Here is a 21,704-nt window from a genome sequence, read left to right as displayed (position 1 = left end):
TCCTTATATAAAAACAAAAAAGAAGATTCAAATATTTTATGATTCTTCTTTTTTAAAATAATTTAGCACTGGCTTTTTTGTCAACTTCAGCTTTTTTCGTTTTAATGTCATCAAGAATTTTATTTAGTTCTTGTATTAATTTGGCTTTAGCATTATCATTAAATAAAACTGAATTTATTTTCTTAATTTCTTCTTCTTTTGCGCTGTATTGTTTAACTAACTCAATTTTCAATTCATCATATTTTTTATCTGACAACTGTTCATGTGCATATTGCTTTAATGTATTTAAAAAAATAAATACATCTCTTTGGTTATTACTATATTTTTCAGTTGTTGTTTTATTATCATTAAGAATTTTATTTGTATTTTCAATAAAATCACTAAGTGCCTTCTGATAATCGATATTTTTACTGCTATTATTTTTTAATATATTTTCAGCGTCAATAATTTCTTTTCTTAATTTGTCTTCATAATCATCAGCAAATTCAATATTAGATAATTGTTGCTTAGCAAGAGAAACTTCTCTTTCTAATTCTGCTTTATAGTTAGTACATGAAATGGCAATTAATGGGAGAGTCAAAGCAGAAATCGAACCAATACTAATTAACGTTTTTGTTATTTTATTCATAATTCTCCTCTAAAATAAATACCATAAATAACTAAGAGCAAATCTCAAGGTCATTATGTGAGAATTCCGTTGGCACTTTTCTTCCAAATTGTTCAATATTTACAAATGCTTTTTGTTCAATGTCATCATTTCTAATAATTTCGCCAACTTCGCCCTTGAATATACCACTCTTAATTTTAACAATAATCCCCTCTTTGAATGCTGTTTCAATATCACCCGCCTCAAATTTCTCAATGAGAATCCTTTCTTTTTCAACCATTTTTTCAAAGGTGTTTTCACTGATTGGCGTTGGTTTTGCACCTTTTCCAGAAGATCCAATCAAACCAGTAACGTATTGTGTATTACGAACTAAATACCAGGATTCATCAGTCATTATCATATTAAGAAAAATATAACCTTTATAAATATTTACATACTTAATGTTGTATTCCTCGCCCCTGCTTTTCTTTTGCAATTCTTTGCTAGACAAATGGGGCATCTTAAAAATTCTAATATCCTTAAAGAAATCTTCCATTTTTTGAGAACTAATCTTATTTTTCAATGCTTCAACAACATTATCTTCCTTGCCTGAAACAGTTGATATCATATATCACTTACAATCTGAATACATTTTTTCTCCTTAAAAAATATTATGTTCTAATACCCACTACATTTCATAAACCGGTAAAAATTAAAGTTATAACAAAGCAAAATATAGCCATGATTAACACAAAGGCAATAGTAATTCCAAACCATTTTCAAGACTTGAAATTACTTGGCCACGCAACTCTCTTAATTTCCCTTACTAAATTTCTAAAAGTGTAAAGTTTCGTTGCCTTAGCTTCATCCTTTTTTCTTTCCTTTAAAAGAGCTTTCTCTCTTCTTACTCTATCTTTAATCTCTTTTTTTTCTTCAGGACTCATCTTTGTTTTTTCTAGCATACCTTATTTTTCCTCTTTATGAATTGTTTGAATATTGCAATATTTACAAAATTTCTTAATCTCTAGTCTTTTTTCATTACTTTTATTAACAGAATAATTTTTATGCAAGCATTCCTGACAAGATAGTGACACTTTCTTTTGCTTTCTCATATAAGGAAAATTATATTATTTTTTTGCATTTTTTTCAAATAAAACTAGACTTAGATCATTAATTAGCGTGAAAAATGAGCCACCGATATTTTGAATTTGTTTAATTATACATTTTGCATAATTTCTAATAAAAAAATATAAAAAAATAGCTCTACTTTTAGGAATAGAATAATTTATTATAAAATTACAATTTTATTTATATCTCTTCTTATTTTTTCTAAATCTTCATTAATTGATCGCATTAAATCTATTTCTCTTTGTGAAATAAGACCAGTTTTAACAAAAGATTCTAAAATTTCTGTTTTTTTAGATAACATTTGATTGTAGTAATATCCGGCTTCTTGATGTTTCACAATTTTTTTAACCACCGATATTTCAAGAGGAAGCTTTTTACTATATGCTATTTTCTCATACATTTGAATGTCATTTTCATTTAATTCAAAAGCTTTATATCTTTTATTGTTTATGTGAAAATAGTATTGTTGATCTGCACCAATCATAAAAGTTGCATCATTTTTTGATGTGACTTTTATTTTTTGATTTTTTTCATTTTTAGGAATATATTTTTTATTTTTAAATGTTACAATTCCATTAAAAATTTGTCTTTTAATTGGCAAATCAAAATAAGCTTCAAGAGTTGCGCTGTTTGGTTTTCTAAATTCATTTTTTTCAGAATCGGTAATTGATTTTCTTGTTTTTATATCATTAAGCATTGCAATAATTTCGCATCTATATTTATTAGCGTCTTGGTTTGTTTTAATATTTCTATCTTTTAAAAATATCGGAATTCTATTATGTGCAATTCTCCAAAAACTTTCTATATGTGGTTTTTCATTAGATACTGATGTTGTTATAAATTCAGTACCTAATTTTGTGACTGCATCATACAAAATAGCGCTAGATTCAAGGTTATTATGAAAATTCATTCTATTATCGCTAATCATTACTTTTGGTATCCCATATTTATTAATCATATCTTGAATAATAATTTGATAACCTTTTACTGATTCGGCTTTTTCGTCAAAATAAAGTGATAAAACTTTTGAAGTTGAAACATCGATACATGCAACAATTGTTCATAAGGTTTGATCAACATAAAAATGAATAAATCCATCAAGTTCAACACATTCGCCCATATTTACTAATTTTCTTTTTGAGATTATGGTTGGTTTTGCAATCTTTTCTTTAGGCAAAATATTTGGCTTATAAGGTATATATTTTTTTACAAAAGTTTTTTGTCTTTTTATTGTATTTTTATGAGCAAAAGCACTTAGAAATCCGCTTTGCGTAAGTCTTCTTGTTAATTGACTATATGATATTTTTACATTAGCTATTCTCTCATAAAACAAACGGTAAGACATATATGAATTACAAGAACTATTTTTTGTTCCAGCAATTAATTTTTCACTTTCGTATTTTTTTCCATAATTGATAATTAAATCATTACTGTAAATCTTTTTTCTATCGCCTCATTGATTGCCATGTGCTAAGTTAACCTCTTTTTTGCATAATTTAGCATTTCTTAATTTTTGTTTTAATCTTTTTATGGTTGATATTGAACATTTTGCTTTTAAAGATAATTGCTTATTTGTTAAATTAGAATATGTAGTTATAACATCTAATTTTCGTTTTCTATTTAATTGAAAATAGTTTAATTCTATTTCATGCATAATAAGACCACCTATAACATTTTACTATATATGTTAGGTGGCCCATTTTTGTTGCAATTTAACGTTTTTTTCAAATAAAACTAGACTTAGATATATTGTGAACAATAAATAAGATATATAAAATATAATTTTACTTACTATGGTACACAATTATTTGTATTTTTTGTTAAATGTAATTTGGATAATACCTATTATTATCACCTTCATTATTCGATCTTTAAAAAAGGAATTTAAAATCAAGAAACTTCAAAAAAAGATTGAATACATAAACCAAAATTTAAAAAAAATTAAAAAAATTAATAATCAATTTCATGAATTTACAGATAAAAACAATAAATGTACATACCAAGAAAAAATAACTGCTAATGTAATAAATATTATTGAATTTTCACTATCTAAGATAACTTTTTTTCTTAATGAATTGCATATGATTAATAACATAAGAAACATACAAGAAAAAAAATCGAAAAGCCCTGAATTTAAAAAAATTTTTAATAAAGCAATTGTCGAATGAAAAACAATAAAAGAAACAATAAAAGAAAACAAAGATTTTATTTTTCTTGAAAGTCAAAATATCTCAAAATTTCTCATCTTTTCAAATAATTTAAAATCCGTCTTCTTAAATATAAATAAATGTATTGATAACAATAAAAACAACCTTTTCTTGCAAGATTTTTCAATTGAATTTAATAAAAAATACAATGAAATAAAAAATATTGTCGAATATAGTAGTAAGCTTCAACTATATAAAGGTTGGAATAATCATTTTTTAATTAATTCAAAAAATATCAAAAAAATATTAAATGATTTTTTATTCTTTATAAAAAATGGTTTAACACTATACTCATATATTGAAAATAATATTGAAATTCCATTTAAATTTATTGAGGACCTTGTCATCAAGTATTCATCTTTTCACCAATTTTTTTTTAATTGGCAAATGCTAAATTCTTTCATTGATGAAACTAGAAGTGTGATTGAAGAAATTAAAATTAAAATTCATAAAACTAATTTTTTTGATTGAATTGTAGCATTCAAAACAAAACTTGAAAGCCTTTCAAAAAAAATAATTTACAAATATATTGAAATCAAAAAAGAAATAGATAGTTTTGAAATATTAAAATCGAATTCTGAGCTTATAAGCAAAATAATTGATCTTTTTGATATACAAAATTGAAAAAATCTTAAATCAGACCGCCAAAACGCAAAATATAAATTATTAATAAATAATTTTTATGAATTTTATTACCAAAATCTGGCGTATTTTAAATCAAAAAATAAAAAAAATTCAAGCAATATTTCATATTTTGAAAGATTAAATAATCTAAATAATATTCTAAAAAAAATGTGTAAAATCCCGTTTTTTCAAAGACAATTTAAAAATAATTGAAACAAAAAAGATAAGACCGCTTTCAAGGATAAAATGACCAATATGTTAATTGAGACATTTGGACTACATGACTTTAAAATACCATTAAATGAGGAAATAATTTATTATAAAAATAAATTTGAATCACTGCTAGAAAAGCAAAATATAAATGACGAATATGAACTAAACTTAATAAATCAAGTCATTCAAAAAAAAATTATTGTGATTAACATAAAATATTTGGTTGCAAGGCATCTAATCGATAATTTTAACTTGCTAACAAAAAATAAATTTCAAGAAAAAAATATTGAATTAATTAACTTAATATATCAGAATAAATATGATGAAATAATTAATAAATCGCTAAAATTAATTAATAAGTCAAAGGAGAAATAAAATGTGTGCTAATCAAGAAATGGAAATATTAATTAGATACGGAGAATTAACACTAAAAGGTGAAAATAAAAAGGATTTCATTAATCAATTAAGAAAAAATATTGAACTATATATACCTAAAAATGAGTTAAGAATGGAATACGACAGAGCTTTTTGTAAGTATTCAGAACAAAATTTAAAATCCCTAAAATTTATTTTTGGAATTTCATCTTATTCAATAGTTCATAAGACATCAACCAATATTGAAGATATTGAAAAAAAAGTATTTGAACTAGCCTCGAAAAAATCATTCAACTCTTTTGCTATAAATGCCAGAAGACATAATAAAAATTATCATTTAACTTCATCGGAAATCAATATGCACTTTGGCGGTTTTATATTAAATAATTTTAAAAATAAAGTTGTAAACCTTAGCAATCCTGATTTATCCATATATATTGAAATAAGAGACAAATTTACATATATTTTTAGCGATTACATTTATGCCCTTGGTGGAATGCCAGTGTGTTCATCAGGACGTGTTTTACATTTAATAAGTGGTGGAATCGATTCTCCAGTTGCTGCATATTTATTGCAAAAAAGGGGATTAAAGATTGAATTTTTAAACTTCATTACACCCCCTCATACCGATGAAAAAACGACTATGAAAATCGAACAAATTATCAAAACATTAACCAAATTTCAAGGATCTTCTACTCTTTTTCAAATTAATTACACAAAATTAATGAATTATATAGGTCTTGTATCAAATCAAAAATATAAAATAACACTAATGCGTCGCAGTTTCTATCGTATTGCACAAAAAATAGCCAAAAAATATAATATAAAAGCAATTTCGAATGGTGAAAATTTAGCACAAGTTGCTTCGCAAACATTAGAATCAATCCACGCAATATCAGAGGTTTGTGATTTGCCTATTTTTAGACCATTATTAAGCTTCGATAAAAATGAAACAATCACAATTGCCAAAGCCATTAACACAATGGAAATATCGATCCAAAAAGCTTGCGAAACATGTGAACTTTTTGCTCCAAGATTCCCAGTCACCAAACCCACAAGAGAGGAAGCAAAAAGATTAGAAGAAGAACTTAAAAATCTTGAGAAACTTGAGAATGAAATAATTAACGAAGTTGAAATAAAAACATTTAATTTAAGAAATGACAAATAAAAATAATTTTTTTTGTAAACTAAAAAAATATCCAAAACTTAAAAGAAATTACATTTTCTTTCTTGCTTTATGTGTTTATGCAATTATTATTCCTATCATTCTCATTACAGCATGGATTGTTTATCTTATTTTAAATAATGGAAAACATTTTCTAATGCAATCAAATAATTTTATAGTTTTAATTTTGATCACTATCATACTATTTATTAGCTGACTTACCTGTTTTTTCTTAATTAGATATATTATTAAAATCACATTTGCAAAAATATATAAAATAACTAAAAATAAAATAATTAACAAAATTGCTATTTTCTTTTTGGGTGAAAAAATTATGAATGCAGATATTCATATGATTAACCAAGAACTGGAAGAAAACAATAAAAACCAACGTCTATAAAACACTCATTTGTGTCTTTATATTTTTTAATTTTTATTTAAATATTCAAAAAATATATAATTAATTATCATGAGTACAACTAATTACGAAGCAAAAGATTTAAAAGTTTTAAAGGGTTTAGAGGCAGTTATTAAAAGACCTGGAATGTATGTTGGTTCTACTGATTCAAACGGATTACATCATCTAATTTGGGAAATTTTTGATAATGCTATTGATGAAGCATTAGCCGGATATGCTAATAATATTAAGGTAATATTAAAAAGTGATGGGTCTGTTATTGTTGAAGACAACGGAAGAGGTGTTCCAATCAATAAACATGAGACAGGAAAAAGTGGTGTTGAACTAGTATTTACCGAATTACATGCTGGCGGTAAATTCGGCGATGGGGCATACAAAACTAGTGGAGGACTTCACGGCGTTGGGTCCTCAGTAGTAAATGCCCTTAGTTCTAAGGTTGAAGTTAGCGTTTATCGTGACAAAAAAGAATACTTCACATCTTTTGAACAAGAAAAAATTACAACTAAAACAACAATTATAGGACCAACTACAAAACGTGGAACTAGGGTTCAATTTTGACCTAATTATTCAATATTTAAAAAAGCGAAATTTTCATCTGAAACAGTTAAAGAAAAATTAAGAGAGGCCAGTTTCTTAATATCAAATTTGAAAATCAACTATATCAATGAAAATACTAACGAAAATGTTGTTTTTCAAACCAATGAAGGAATTAAAGAATATATCAACTTTGTTGGCGAGGGCCGAAAATTTATCAGTAGAATTTTCTTTGCGTCAGGAAAATCAAAAAACAATATTGAGGTTGAAATATCATTAGCCTATACTGAAAACTATAGTGAATCAATATATTCCTTTGTCAATAATGTTAAAACTAGGGATGGAGGAACTCATGAAACAGCATTTAAATCTGCATTAACCAAAACAATTAATGAATGGTATGCAAAAAATTCAAGTTCTAAAACAAAAATTAATTTTGATGGATTAGATGTTAGAGAGGGAATAATTGCTGTAGTATCACTAAAAATTCCTGAAAGTATTCTTGAATTTGTTGGGCAAACTAAGGATAAATTAGGAACGCCTGAAGCAAGGGAATCTGTTGAAGATTTCTTTAGTGAAAAATTTACATTTTTTTTAAATGAAAACAAGCAAGAAGCTGACAAAATCATCGAGAAAATTAAGCGAACATATGATGGAAGAATTGCGGCAAGAAATGCTAGAAATGAAGCTAGAAAGGTAAAAAATAAACTCGATTCAAAAAAAATTCTTTCAAACAAATTAACTCCTGCACAAACAAAGAACAAAACAATCAAAGAGCTTTTTTTAGTCGAAGGTGATTCGGCCGGTGGGTCAGCTAAAATGGGCAGAAATCGAATGACTCAAGCCATTCTTCCCTTACGTGGGGTTGTAATGAATACTGATAAGGCCAAGTTAGTTGATGTCCTTGCAAATGAAGAACTTGCAACAATTATTAACACGATTGGAGCTGGAATTGGTAGCGAATTCGATGCCAAGAATTCTCAATATGGAAAAATTATTATTATGACTGATGCTGATGTTGATGGAGCCCATATCCAAATGCTTTTATTAACATTTTTCTGAAGATATATGAAAAAACTAATTGAATTAGGAATGGTATATATCGCTTTGCCCCCATTATATAAAATAACAATTAAAAACTCAAATAACAAATATTTCTACGCTTGAGACGAAGAACAACTAAGAGAAATAACGTCGCAATATACAAACTACGAAATCCAAAGATATAAAGGACTTGGAGAAATGAATGCTGACCAACTTTGAGAAACAACAATGAATCCCGCAACTCGTTCAATCATTAAAGTAGGCATCGATCAGCAAGCATTAGTAGAAAGGTATATAACTACCTTTATGAGTGATGATTCGGAGGCAAGAAAAAATTGAATCAATAATAACATCGACTTTTCAAGTATTGATGAATTTGAAATTAATAAAAAATAAATGAGGCACGACTTATGGACAAGAAAAATAAAAATAATTATGACCAGGTAATTGAAAATATTATTGATAAGAATATGGTCGACATTATGAGCGATAGTTTTGCCCGTTTTTCAAAATATGTTATTCAACAGCGTGCAATACCCGATGCCAGAGATGGCTTAAAACCAGTACAACGTCGTATCCTTTATTCAATGTGAAATCTAAAACTTAGAAACAAGGAGGCATTCAAAAAATCGGCACGGATTGTTGGTGATGTTTTAGGTAAATATCACCCACACGGCGATAGTTCTGTTTATGAAGCAATGGTAAGAATGGCGCAGGAATGAAAAAGCAATTATCCGCTTGTGCAAATGCATGGAAATAAGGGTTCCATTGATGATGACCCTGCTGCTGCTATGCGTTACACAGAATCAAGATTAGAAAAAATAACAGAACTAATGCTAAAAGATTTGGAGCGCAAAGTAGTACCAATGATTCCAAACTTTGATGATTCAGAATATGAACCTGTTGTCTTACCGACCCTTTTTCCTAATTTGCTAGTAAATGGAGCAATGGGGATTGCATCAGGCTTTGCAACACAAATTCCTCCTCATAATTTAGGGGAACTAATTGATGCCTTAATTGCTATGATTAAAAACCCAAATATCACCACTAGCGAATTAATGAATTATGTTAAAGGCCCTGACTTTCCGACCGGAGGCATAATTAACGGGACCAAAGGAATCCACGATGCTTTTATGACCGGAAGAGGAAAAATTGCACTATCCTCAAAATATAATTATGTTTATGACAAAAAAGAAAACATTATTGGCATAGAAATTACTGAAATTCCCTTTGGTGTAGTTAAGTCGAAAATGGTTTTTGAAATTGATACAATCATTTCTTCAAAAGTAATTTCTGGAATTAAAGAAATTAGAGATCAATCTGATCGCAATGGATTGTCAATATACATTGAACTTGAAGAAAATGCAAATGCCGAGGCAATCATGATATATCTAATGAACAAAACTAAACTAAGAGTTAATTATGATTACAATATGCTTGCTATATATAAAAATGCACCTAGCCTATTATCGCTTTACAAAGCATTATATGCATTTCTTGAGCATTCAAAACAAATAAATACCAATGGAATAAAATACGATCTTCAAAGATATAAATTACGCCATGAAATCGTTGAAGGTTTTATTAGAGTAGCAGAAATTTCTGATGAAGTTATCAAATTAATCAAGGAAAGTGATAATTCCAAAAAAGGTGTAATTCTTTCACTAATAAAGGCATTTAATTTTAGCGAAATTCAGGCAACAGCCATAGCTGAGCTAAGATTATATAAACTCTCAAGAATGGATCAAATTGAATTTCAGCAAGAAAAAACTAACCTTGAAGCCTTAATTACACAATGTAAAACCTTACTTAGTGATAACTACGAATTTAATATTTTTTTAATAAAACAACTAACTGAAATAAAAATTGAATATGCACAGGATAGAAAAACCATAATTAAAGAAGAAGGCATAAATAAAGATATTGATCATAAACTTCTTGCTAAAAATGAAAATTTTTATTTCTTTATTTCTCAAGAAGGCTATATCAAAAAAATTAGTACAAAAATCTATAATGCTAACGACTTTGCTACATATAAACTAAAAGAAGGAGATGCAATTAAATATTATGATGAAATTAATTCTCTTTCAAAATTAATTTTCTTTACTAACAAGGGGAATTTTTTCATCATTGAAGCACATATTTTAAAAGATAATTCATGAAAAGAATTGGGTGTGCATATATCTTCATTAGTGAATCTTGATAGCAATGAAAAAATTATTCGAGTAATGGAAATAACATCATATGAATCATATGCTAACATTATACTAATAACAAAATATGGTTTTGCTAAAAAAGTAAAGATATCTAGCTTTAATTCAAAAGTATTAAACAAGAAGAGAATTTGTATAAATTTTAAAAATAATGATGATGAATTAATCGATGCAAAAATTGGCAATGATGAAAAGGATATTTTTATACTGCTTAATAATGGTTCATATTTCTTATTAAATGAAAATGTTTTTTCAACTGATCTAGCCCTCAAAGCGCAAGGCATAAAACTATTGCCTAAATTACAAACAAATGAAGAAATTTTTGTGTCTACTTTTACAACTTGTTTACCTTTAAATGTAGTAACAATGATAACTGAAGGCGGAATGTATAAACAATGAAATATGAGGGACATAAAATATACAGGGCGCGCAAACCGTGGGACCAAATTATTCAACTGTTTAAAAAATATCAATTGCATTCCAAAATGTATAGAAGTAAATACTAAAAACCTTGAATTACTAATAACAAATGAAAATAATGAAACACAAAAACTTGATTTTAAGTGCAGTCAAAGTGATAAAATTAAGATCGAAAAATTAAATAAATTTAGCAATGAATTAAATAATTCAGGTTACTTAATTCAGCATATAAAAATAAACAAACTTATTGAAGATGATAGTAAACAAAAAGAAATTCTAAAACTGAAATTTCAAGATAATTTAACAAAAAATAGCAGCATCGAAGAAACAACTGAAACAACACTATTTAAAAAAAATTATTACACTAATTCATTAAAGATTAATAACCAAATCTTTGATGAAGAAGATCAAATTAACCTTTTTGATGCGGCCAATGACTTCAAAGAACTTAATCATAAAATATCAAATAAGGAACATTTAAAGAAATCATTATCGCTTGAAGAAAAAATAAAAGCAATGGATGATATTGATTTTGATTTGATCGAGCAAAAAGTTGAGCAAATTAAGAAAAAATAGTTATAATATTAACTATCCTTCTAAAGTAATAAAATTAGCAAATATTGAAAGGAAATGCGATGAGAAAAGACGTTAGATTAGCAAATAAGGTTAAAGCTGAAAAAAGAGCTCACAAATTAGCTAAAGAAAGAGCCCGCGACCTAAGAAGAGAAGCAAGAAAAGCTGAAGCAAAATCACAATAATAATATATTTTGTAACCTCTTAAGCACACTGTGGTGTGTTTTTTTAATGTTAAGAACATTGCTATTATTAATATAAAATAACACAACTTCTATGTCGTGAGTATTAACCTTCTTTTAAGGCATATTAGAGTATTATAAAAACGCTAAAAATTAAATAGTATTATAATTAAAATGTTAACCAATTTATTCTAAGGAAATTATTAATATGAAAAAAACTTATTCAAAAAACATAATGATTTATTTAACAACGCTAACGTTACCAACAACATTTTTGATTTTGTCCTCATGTTCAACGCAAACGCAAACTTCTGAAAATGAAAAAAAATATCTAAATAAAAAAGAAGAACTTCTAAAAAACATCCTTAAAATAAAAGATAATGAAAAATTAAATAAGCTATGAAACAAGCTAGAGATTATAGAAAGCAAGGAAAACTCTAAAAACTTTGATTCATTAATTAAGGAAATTGAAATATTAAATAATGAAACTCTAAGGGAAATAAGTCCTTCAGCAAATCCAAATGATAAAAAATCAGAAGCAGGAACCGAGAATAATCCTATTACTCCCGATAAGAAAGAGAAAGATAATAGACAACAAGAACAAGATAATAACACCTTGGCAAGAAATGGCGCTGCCCCAACCACAAATAATGGATTTCACATCCAATATGATAACTCGAATAAATTTTATGAATCACTAAATGGGTTAAGTGGACAAGAATTAAGAGACAAACTTTTTATGATTCAACTACAAAACCGAGACAAAACGGGTGTCGGTAGAGCTGCTTATGCAAAGTTGCACAATACTTATGTTGATGCATTCGTTGATAAGTATTATGAAAAAGATGGCACAGTTTTAGATCTATATACGGAAATAATTGGGGGAAAAGACAAATACAACTTTGAATTTGGCAAATATCGTGACATTGGAAATAAAGAGGGGCAAGGTATGAATCGTGAACATATCATTGCACAATCCTGATTTGCAAAACAAGGGCCAATGAGAAATGATGCTCACCATGTTTGACCATCAGATAAAAAAGTCAATGCTATCCATGGTAATTTACCATATGGAGAAACTCAAAATGGCAAAATAGTTTCAAGCAATGGTTCAAAGTTAGGAATTGGAAAAGAAGATGGAGAGCAGGTTTTTGAAGTAATAGATGAATTTAAAGGTGATATAGCAAGAGTCTTCTTCTATTTTGTGTTAACTTATAGAGACAAAAATATTACAAACAACCACTCTGCACAAAGAGTATTTTTTGAAGAAAATGGCATAAATCAAATAAAACAAAAATATTTAGAAACTTATTTAAAATGAAATAAATTAGATGGAATTTCACAATTTGATATCGATAGAAACAATGGTGTTTATAAACATCAAAGAAATCGTAACCCATTTACTGACTATCCTGAATTAATAAAGGTCTATTTTGAACATGACGATAATTACGTCTTTCAAAACAAAGGGATTGCTATAAAATTAGTTAAAAATTAATCTTATTTTAAGGATTTAAAATGAAAAAATATATTCAATTTAATCAAGAAAAAGAAGCGTTTGATAAAATGATCAAAAACATTGCAAGCTTATGCGAAATCCCTTCCATCAGTATAGAGCAAGAAGGAAAATATCCATTTGGTATAAACGCTGATAATGCTTTAAACTATGCCCTAAAATTAGCTGATTCTTTTGGCTTTGAAACATATAAAGATCCACACAATCGATATGGATATGCACAAATTGGTAATGGGGCAAAAATTCTAGGTATTTTAGCTCACTTAGATGTTGTTCCTGCTGGCGATGAAAAGCAATGAAAAACTAGCGCCTTTGTTCCAGTAATCACTGATAATGAAATAATTTGTAGAGGTAGTCTTGATGACAAGGGTCCTGCAATCATTAACATGTATGCAATGAAATATCTCAAAGACAATGGTCTAGTCAATGATGAATGGTCTATTCGAATTATCTTTGGGATTTCCGAAGAGACAACTATGAAATCAATGAAATTTTATCTTGCAGACTTCGGCCATCCATATGTTTCATATACTCCTGACGGAGAATGGCCACTTATTTTTGCAGAAAAACTTATATATCAAGTTAGTTTTATTTTTAATAAAATTGATAATCTTGAAATAAATGCCGGAAATGTTGTAAATCAAATACCAGACAAAACTGAATATATATACAACGGAGAACTACACAGTGTACTAGGGAAGGGTGGTCATGGTTCAACGCCAGAAAAAGGTGATAATGCTATTATCAAATCAATCCTAGAACTAAAAGAAAAACATCCCCAATTATTAAGATATAATCTAATAAAATTTATTAGTGAAAATTTAGAAACTCGTGATTTTAGATTAAAAAATATTTTTCCAGACTATGATGATTTCTCGGGTAGCCTTAGTGCTAATCTTGGTATTATCAAAACAACCTCTGACAAACATATCATAACTTTTGATTTGCGAGTCCCGGCAACCCATTCTGTTGAAGAGGTTACAAATTCTATAAAAAAATACCTTTCATGCAATTTTTCGGATGTACATTTTGAAGTAGTTGGAACTAAAAATTCTATGTTTATGTCACCCGAAAGCAAATTAATAAAATTACTAATGCAAACATATAATGAAGCAATGAATACCGAAGAGCTACCATTAGCAATTGGCGGAGGGACCTACGCACGTATAGTTAATAATTGCGTAGCCTTTGGTTCAACAAAATATATGCATTTAATGCATGGACCAAACGAATGCTTCACATTCAAAGAAATAAAAAAATCACTCGAAATTTACATTAATGCTCTAAATAGAATACAAGATGAAATATAATGAAAATAAGAATAGAAAAAATCATTTCTTGATATCTTAACATTTCAAGAAATGAATGCAAAAAAATAATAAAAGCTAAAAGGGTTCTAATAAATAATAAATCAATCCTTAAGCCAATTTGTGTTGATATTAATAATGATACAATTATGATTGATGGTAAGCTAGTTGAATATAAAGAAAAACAATATTTTGTTTTCAACAAACCATCAGGATACATAACGGCAAATTTTGATAAAAAAAGTAAAACAATTTTCGAAATTATTGACCTTGATCCCAATAAATTTTTTTCATATGGTAGACTTGACAAAGACACAGAGGGATTATTAATAATAAGTAATGATGGTTTTTTAGGCCACCAAATTATGAACTCAAAATTCGAAATACCTAAAACATATTATTTCCAGACTAATAAACCTTTTGATGAAAAAATAAAAAATCACTATCCCAAACCAATTATCATTGCAAATAATTATCATGTAGAAAGATATGAGTTTATCTTTATAGACTCTAAATCTGCATATATAACTATTTATGAAGGTAAATTTCATCAAGTTAAGGAAATGCTAAATTTTTTTGGTTATAAAATAACCTACCTAAAAAGAGTATCAATAGGCACACTAAAATTAGATAATAATTTGAATCTGGGCGAAATCAGAGAAATATGTCAAGATGAAATTAGCAAAATTTTAGAGAATTATAAAACTTTTAAAAAGTAAAATTAGGTTTTTTCAAAAGAGATAACAAAGATTATTGCTTTAACAAAAAAATCTGGATTTAAACCAGATTTTTTAATTTAGCTCCATGAAAAATGGCTTTATTAGTTAGCAAACAAATAGGTGCTAGTCTTCCCTGAATGATGAATTATACATTTTTTCATATAAACTTTTTTTAGCTAATAATTCCTTATGGGTACCAGATTCAACAATTTCGCCATTATTAACAACCAAAATTTTATCTGCGCTCAAAATAGTCGAAAGTCTATGAGCAATAATAAACGAAGTTTTACCCTTCATTAATTTCATCATTGCTTTTTGAATTATTTTTTCGGTTCTCGTATCAATATTAGAAGTTGCCTCATCAAGAATTAAAATATTTCGATTAGCAATGATTGCTCGTGTTATAGCAATTAATTGTCTTTCACCTTGCGATAAATTAGCGCCACCTTCTTCAATAATTTCTTCATATCCATTTCCTAATCGCATTATAAACTCATCTGCGTGTGAAATTTTTGCAGCTTCCTTTATTTCATCATCAGTAGCATTTGGATTAGCATAACGAAGATTTTGCATAATTGTGGTTTTAAATAAAAATGTATCTTGCAAAACAATCGATATTTGTTGTCTTCAACTTTGTTCTTTAATATCGCGCGAATTATTTCCATCAATTTCAATGTTACCAGATAGCGGTAAATAAAACTTACTTAAAAGATTTATAATCGTAGTTTTACCAGCGCCAGTAGGGCCGACAATAGCAAATACTTGCCCTTTTTTTGCCATAAATGAAGCATTTTTTAATTGAAGATTATTAACATCATTTGTATAGGAAAAATCAACATTCATAAATGAAACATTTCCCTTTGTATAATTAATTGACCTTAATTTGGTTTCATCAACAAGTGGTTTGAATGTAGCCAAATTCATTACTCTAACTGCTGAAACTAGCGCCATTTGAATAGACGAAAGATTCTCAAAAACACGAACAATACTATTAGCCATAACTCTTATGTATAAAACAAATGTAATAATAACCCCGGGCGTAAAATTAGAATTAGAGCCTGTACCAATATTTACAACCGTAAATGCAGAAGCAATTACAACGATAATTAATTGCAATATATTAATAACGGCATTGCCAAGAGGTCACATTAAACCAATATACAGATTAGCCTTAAGAGATGAACTATATAATTTATCATTTTTAATAATAAATTCGTCTTCAATTTGTTTAGTAAAATCAAGTGATCTAATTAAATGATGTGCAGCAAGATTTTCTTCAATGAACCCATTTAATGAAGCAACACGTGATTGTTGCTTTCTAAATTGTGGATTAGCCTTCTTTAAAACAATAAAAACAAAGCAAAGCATTAAAGGCATTAAAAATAGAGTAATTAGAGTTAAATAAGCAGAATAGTAAAACATAAATCCAAAGGATGAAATGATTGTTGTAAAAGTTATAATAATAGTATTAAGGCTTCCAGTCATACCATTATTTATATTATCAATATCACTAGTTAGTATAGACATTAATTCGCCAGTCTTAACTGAGTCAAAAAATGAAACAGGCATTTTCATAATTGCCTTATAAGCATCTTCTCGCATAATTAAACATGACAAAATTGAGGCTCTAACTGATAAAACATTTGAAATTAACGAAAAAATTTGCTGAAAAACAAATATTAATATAAGTAAAACAAAATGTCACACAAAGCTTGAAATATTAAAATTATCAACATATTCTGGTACTAAAGATTTTATTTCGCCAACAAGAAATGAAGCAGATAAAAAATTATCAATAAAATATCCTAAAAAGAAAGTACCGGTAGTTAAACATAAGGCCGAAAAAACTGAAAAGACAATTATCCAAAAAAGATTCCCTTTTCTATAATTCAAATACCAAATTAATCTTTTGAAAGCGTCTCTTTTTATTTTTCTTCTTTGCTTTTGAATATTCTTTTTTTGGGTTTTTGTTAAACTTTGTTGCTTATCATCCACCTTAAGAGGGTCCAAATTATACATCTAAACCTCCTAACTGCGTTTTTGCTATTTCTAGGTATAGCTTCGAAGTTTTTAATAACTCTTTATGCGTCCCGATATCGCTTATCGAACCATTTTCCATTACCAGTATTCGGTCAGCATCAATAATTGATGATATTTTTTGTGTAATAATAATAGTTACAATTTTTCTTGAAGAAAAATGCATATCAATATTATCCTTAACCATTTTCTCAGTTTTAGTATCAAGAGCAGATGTTGCATCATCTAATATCAAAATCTTTGGTTGCTTTAAAAGGCCTTGAGCTATTGAAATTCTCTGTTTTTGTCCTCCTGACAAATTTGATCCATTTTTAAGAACCTCATGCTCAAATCCATCATTGTATGCATTTATAAAATCATAAGCAAATGCTAATTTTGCAAAATATTCTAAATCTTCTTGTGTAGCTTTGTTATTTGCCATTAATAAATTAGACTTAATAGTTCCAGAAAGCAAAATTGGTTTTTGATAAACAAATGAAATATTTTTTCGCAAAGAAGTTGTATCAATTTCATTAATATCATTGCCATCAATGCTAATGCTTCCGTGGATAGTTTTAAATTCATGGCTAAGTAATCTAGCAAGCGTTGTCTTGCCTGATCCGGTCGGCCCTATTATTCCGATTTTTTCACCTGGATTTATTTTTAAATTAATATCTTTTATAACAAAATTTTCGGATTCTTCATGATACTTAAATGAAACATTTTTTAATTCAATTTCACCTTTAGTAATAACTTTATTAGATTTTATAAAATCTATATCTGCTTCTTTTTTTAAGATTTCAATGACTCTTTTTGATGAAACATTTCCACGAGAAATTAAAAAGACTGCAAATGAAGACATAACTACCCCAATAGTAATAAACATTACATAATTTATAAATGTTGTAGCATTAGATATTTTTGTTTTATATAAGGATAATACATCGCTAAAATCCTTAAAAACTTTCAAATCAGTTATCACACCATAAAAACCTTGGTTAATTCTCGATCTAATAATAAAGCCAGTGGCTAATAATATACATGAAGTCACAATATTTGCAAACAAATTAATAAATGAAAAAGTAATATGATAAATAATTCAAGATTTTTTAGCTACGTTCGACCAGTTTTTATTACTATTTTGAAACTTATCTAATTGAACATTTTCAAGATTATATGATTTAATAACTCTTACACCTAAAATACTTTCTCTTGCTTCATTATTAATTTCATCATATGCTTTTTGTTCCTTTGGAAATAATCTCATAGAAGACATTCCTGCTATCGCCATAATAACAAATAATGCAGGAACAAAAGCGCCTAATGTAATTGAAAGATTCAGATCAGTTAGCAAAGCAAAAACTAACCCAAAAATTAAATTGCAAGGGCCGATAATGCTTAATCTTAAACCAGAGGAAATTCCAATTTGTATCCTAGATATATCGATAGTAAACCTTGTTAAAATTTTTGAATGACTAAAAAACTCAATATCTTTTTCCGAAAGAATTGTTAAATGCTGTCATAACGACTTTCGAATATGTTTTGCAGCACCTGTCGAAATATATGAAGCAAGCATAGACCCTAATAAGGTTACTATTGTTCCAATTAATAACACAAGAGCAAAATATGAGGTAAACCACTTTATAGAATAAGAGAGTGTTCCTTCAATTGTAAACAACCTAAGAATATTGATTTTAGAATAATCTAATATACTTGTTTGGTCTTTATGCAATTGTAAAAATGAATTTTGTGCGATTAAATTGGATAAATTTCCAATGAAAATCGGTACAAATAAAAAACAGATAACTTGAAGTAATGTTAGCAAAATGGTTATAATTGATAAAATTTTATACTTATGGTCCATGTATCTAAATAATCGAAGCAACATTAACTCCTTTAATTAAAATTTAATATCTTTATTAATTATATATTAATTAATCATGATTGCTTATTGTTTCAAAATCATTGCAATACCTAGAAAAAAAGTAGCTTTATAAGGCTACTTTAAAACTATAAATTTATTGCTTCATTTGCAATGAATTGTTCTTCCTCGGCACGAATTACATAAATAGGAATAGCGCTTGATGCATCAGAAATAATCTTATAATCACTAAATTCTCGGCATTGATTCTTCTTATTATCTAGTGAAAGATTAACAATATTTATTTTTTTTATAACTTCACTTCTTATATAATCGTCATTTTCGCCAACGCCTGCAGTAAATACTATAGCATCAACTTTTTCTGTAATTCTATTTAAATAGGTAATTAAATAATCGGCAATTCTTTGAGTATATAAATCGAGAGCAAATTGCGCATCTGAATTAGTTATCTTGGCCTTTTGAATATCCCTTAGATCAGATGAAATACCAGAAACGCCCAACATACCAGACTGCTCATTGAATAATTTAAATAGTTCTTCAACACTAATATCCTTGTGCTTTAAAATGAATGGAATAATCGATGGATCAAAATCTCCTGATCTAGTCCCCATCATAATACCAGCGAGCGGTGTAAAACCCATACTCGTATCAATTGACTGACTATTTTGCACAGCGCATAAACTTGCACCATTTCCGATATGTAAACTAACTATGTTAACGTCTTTTTTATTTAAAATTTCTTGGCACTTTAAAGTAATATAATTATGATTTAATCCATGAAATCCATACTTTCTAATATTTAATTCCTTTGCTAAATCCTTATTTATAGGATATGAATACGAGATCCTAGGCATGGTTTGATGAAATGTAGTATCAAAATGCATTGACATTTTTGCAGAAGGTAATAAAGCTTTGAATGCTTCAATTGCTTCAATTGCGCCAGGGTTGTGAACTGGTGCCAAATCTATTGATTGCTTTAAAATTTCGATTTTCTCTTCATCGATAAGGGTTGTTTTTTGCAATTTTGGACCACCATTCACAATACGAAATGCAACTTTTTCAATATCATTAAAATCCTTTATGATATTGAATTCTTTTCACTGTTTTACCAATTGTTTGACAGCTTCTAAAAACGTAGGAAGAGGTATTTCAAAATCTTTATTAATTTCCTTATATTTCAATGTAAGAATACCTTGTTTCAACTTAATGCGTTGAGCAATTCCCTTAGCCTCAACAACCAATTTCTCATTAAACAATGTTCATTTAATAGAACTAGATCCTGCATTTATAACTAATATTTTTTTCATAAAATATACTCCTAAATATGTTTTTTAAATTATATTATAAAGACTAGATATAAAACTATATTATTTATAATTATTTAGCTCTAATTATTTTTTTAAAAATTTCAAGTATAGATTTCAGAAGCTAAAAAAAGTTTAACTAACTGAAAAGCTAGTTAAACTTTTTTTAATAACAATTTGTAAAATATATGATTATTTAATAATTTCTAACAATCGATGAATTTAAGAATTTATACCCAAAATTATTAAACGATAGCAGATAAAAATCATTAAATGTTTGATAATTTTTGACTTGTTTTAAAATATAAAATTCATATATAGTTGTCGAAATAGCTAGCGAAAAAACATTAGAAATAATTATAATTAACATTCTTGATATTGCTGATAATGGGATGTTTTTTTCTTCATGATGTCTATTATAAAAGATAATAACAGAAGCAATCAAAATACTCATTATAGCCAATGGAATCAAAATATCAAACATAAGTATTCTCAAAATTGCAATCTTTTTTTGCTTTATAAAGTCAGGAGTCATAAACGAATGCATAGCAAAGTCTGTTTCTATTTCTTTTTCCAAATTCTTAAAATGAGGCGATTCATGTGAATATCCCAATATTTCAGCGGTAATCAAAATAATATCATTTTTAGTCAATTCTTGTTCTTTCTTGGAATACAAGGCAAGGGGAATTCTAGGGTCCTTTAAAAAAACAAATTTTGATTTATTAGCCATCGACTTTAGATAACAGTAATATGAATAATAATCCTTTATCTTAGCTCTTTTAATTAAATCAAGAAAAATAAAAGCTAGCAATATTGATAATATACCCGAAATTAAACCAGCAATAATGCTGACAGTAATATCGTTAAATATTTTAAAAGTGCTATCACTTGAATATTTATTTTCAAATATGGTAACCATATAAATAATTAAGGCTCATACAATGATAATGACAGCAATGGTTAATATCGAATATCAACTTGAATGTAAATCAAGCCGTTTTAACTTTCTTAATTCTTGTTTTCTGTTATTCATTAAACCACCTTTGGTATTTTATTATTTATTAAGATAAATTATAATAAAAAAATACTTATATTTGTATTATAAGTATTCTGTATCTACATTTGTGAAAGGTAAATTATTTATATGGTGCTCCAGACTGGACTTGAACCAGCACGGCTCTTAACCGGTTGATTTTGAGTCAACTGCGTCTGCCATTCCGCCACTGGAGCATAAAAGCATTAATAATTATAAATTATATTTTTAAAATAATGTTAAAA

At 27.4% G+C, this 21,704-nt stretch carries 18 protein-coding genes and 1 tRNA gene; 9 read left to right on the top strand and 10 right to left on the bottom strand.

All coding sequences use genetic code 4. From position 1 onward, the window contains the following. Nucleotides 1–52: 52 nt before the first annotated feature. The 5 genes from ACT1UH_RS00350 to ACT1UH_RS00330 form a co-directional block, all read right to left on the bottom strand. Nucleotides 53–628, bottom strand: a complete 576-nt coding sequence (locus ACT1UH_RS00350) for a variable surface lipoprotein (RefSeq protein ID WP_438340654.1) — start codon at nt 626–628, stop codon at nt 53–55. A gap of 31 nt (nt 629–659) precedes the next feature. Continuing rightward, nucleotides 660–1,238, bottom strand: a complete 579-nt coding sequence (gene nusG / locus ACT1UH_RS00345) for a transcription termination/antitermination protein NusG (RefSeq protein WP_438340653.1) — start codon at nt 1,236–1,238, stop codon at nt 660–662. A gap of 19 nt (nt 1,239–1,257) precedes the next feature. Continuing rightward, a complete protein-coding gene (gene secE, locus ACT1UH_RS00340) occupies nt 1,258–1,548 on the bottom strand; it encodes a preprotein translocase subunit SecE (RefSeq protein ID WP_438340652.1) in 291 nt (96 codons plus the stop codon). A 3-nt stretch (nt 1,549–1,551) separates the two neighbouring features. Next, nucleotides 1,552–1,698 (bottom strand): 50S ribosomal protein L33, encoded by a 147-nt coding sequence (gene rpmG / locus ACT1UH_RS00335; protein WP_438340651.1) that lies wholly within the window; start codon nt 1,696–1,698, stop codon nt 1,552–1,554. Nucleotides 1,699–1,874: 176 nt separating this feature from the next. Then, entirely contained in the window at nt 1,875–3,368 is a 1,494-nt protein-coding gene (locus ACT1UH_RS00330) for a hypothetical protein (protein WP_444704989.1), read from the bottom strand. 139 nt (nt 3,369–3,507) lie between these two features. Between ACT1UH_RS00330 and ACT1UH_RS00325 the strand changes: the two genes are divergently transcribed. The 9 genes from ACT1UH_RS00325 to ACT1UH_RS00285 all read left to right on the top strand — a co-directional run bounded on the left by ACT1UH_RS00325 (nt 3,508) and on the right by ACT1UH_RS00285 (nt 15,224). Next, nucleotides 3,508–5,133, top strand: a complete 1,626-nt coding sequence (locus tag ACT1UH_RS00325) for a hypothetical protein (protein WP_444705018.1) — start codon at nt 3,508–3,510, stop codon at nt 5,131–5,133. Between the two features lies 1 nt (nt 5,134). Continuing rightward, the gene (gene thiI, locus ACT1UH_RS00320) at nt 5,135–6,301 is read left to right on the top strand and encodes a tRNA uracil 4-sulfurtransferase ThiI (protein ID WP_444705017.1); all 1,167 of its coding nucleotides are present in this window, start codon (nt 5,135–5,137) and stop codon (nt 6,299–6,301) included. After that, nucleotides 6,291–6,698 carry a hypothetical protein gene (locus ACT1UH_RS00315; protein ID WP_444705016.1) on the top strand — a complete coding sequence of 136 codons (408 nt, stop codon included), beginning with the start codon at nt 6,291–6,293 and terminating at the stop codon, nt 6,696–6,698. The genes thiI and ACT1UH_RS00315 overlap by 11 nt, the downstream gene beginning before the upstream one ends. A 69-nt stretch (nt 6,699–6,767) precedes the next feature. After that, a complete protein-coding gene (locus ACT1UH_RS00310; protein WP_444705015.1) occupies nt 6,768–8,690 on the top strand; it encodes a DNA gyrase/topoisomerase IV subunit B in 1,923 nt (640 codons plus the stop codon). Nucleotides 8,691–8,704: 14 nt separating this feature from the next. Continuing rightward, nucleotides 8,705–11,503, top strand: a complete 2,799-nt coding sequence (locus tag ACT1UH_RS00305; RefSeq protein WP_444705014.1) for a DNA topoisomerase (ATP-hydrolyzing) — start codon at nt 8,705–8,707, stop codon at nt 11,501–11,503. A 59-nt stretch (nt 11,504–11,562) separates the two neighbouring features. After that, nucleotides 11,563–11,685 carry a hypothetical protein gene (locus ACT1UH_RS00300; RefSeq protein ID WP_438340645.1) on the top strand — a complete coding sequence of 41 codons (123 nt, stop codon included), beginning with the start codon at nt 11,563–11,565 and terminating at the stop codon, nt 11,683–11,685. 205 nt (nt 11,686–11,890) lie between these two features. Continuing rightward, nucleotides 11,891–13,180, top strand: coding sequence for an endonuclease (locus ACT1UH_RS00295; RefSeq protein WP_444705013.1), 1,290 nt, complete (start codon nt 11,891–11,893; stop codon nt 13,178–13,180). A gap of 20 nt (nt 13,181–13,200) precedes the next feature. Next, a complete protein-coding gene (locus ACT1UH_RS00290) occupies nt 13,201–14,508 on the top strand; it encodes a M20/M25/M40 family metallo-hydrolase (RefSeq protein ID WP_444705012.1) in 1,308 nt (435 codons plus the stop codon). Then, a complete protein-coding gene (locus ACT1UH_RS00285; protein WP_444705011.1) occupies nt 14,508–15,224 on the top strand; it encodes a pseudouridine synthase in 717 nt (238 codons plus the stop codon). The genes ACT1UH_RS00290 and ACT1UH_RS00285 overlap by 1 nt, the downstream gene beginning before the upstream one ends. 123 nt (nt 15,225–15,347) lie before the next feature. Here ACT1UH_RS00285 and ACT1UH_RS00280 read toward each other — a convergent pair whose 3' ends face one another. From ACT1UH_RS00280 to ACT1UH_RS00260, 5 genes are all read right to left on the bottom strand, one after another. Beyond that, nucleotides 15,348–17,243 carry an ABC transporter ATP-binding protein gene (locus ACT1UH_RS00280; RefSeq protein WP_444705010.1) on the bottom strand — a complete coding sequence of 632 codons (1,896 nt, stop codon included), beginning with the start codon at nt 17,241–17,243 and terminating at the stop codon, nt 15,348–15,350. Continuing rightward, nucleotides 17,236–19,104 (bottom strand): ABC transporter ATP-binding protein, encoded by a 1,869-nt coding sequence (locus ACT1UH_RS00275; protein WP_444705009.1) that lies wholly within the window; start codon nt 19,102–19,104, stop codon nt 17,236–17,238. Before ACT1UH_RS00275 ends, ACT1UH_RS00280 begins: the two co-directional genes overlap by 8 nt. A gap of 146 nt (nt 19,105–19,250) precedes the next feature. Beyond that, the gene (locus ACT1UH_RS00270) at nt 19,251–20,429 is read right to left on the bottom strand and encodes an acetate/propionate family kinase (protein WP_444705008.1); all 1,179 of its coding nucleotides are present in this window, start codon (nt 20,427–20,429) and stop codon (nt 19,251–19,253) included. A 193-nt stretch (nt 20,430–20,622) separates the two neighbouring features. Beyond that, nucleotides 20,623–21,459, bottom strand: coding sequence for a hypothetical protein (locus ACT1UH_RS00265; RefSeq protein ID WP_444705007.1), 837 nt, complete (start codon nt 21,457–21,459; stop codon nt 20,623–20,625). Nucleotides 21,460–21,571: 112 nt separating this feature from the next. Continuing rightward, a tRNA-Leu gene (locus tag ACT1UH_RS00260) sits at nt 21,572–21,656 on the bottom strand. Nucleotides 21,657–21,704: the final 48 nt, after the last annotated feature.

The organism is Mycoplasma sp. 332, from assembly GCF_052378275.1.
GTDB lineage: Bacteria > Bacillota_I > Bacilli_A > Mycoplasmatales > Metamycoplasmataceae > Metamycoplasma.
The sequence above is the reverse complement of the archived record's forward strand: the minus strand, read 5'-3'. Positions and strand labels throughout refer to the sequence as shown.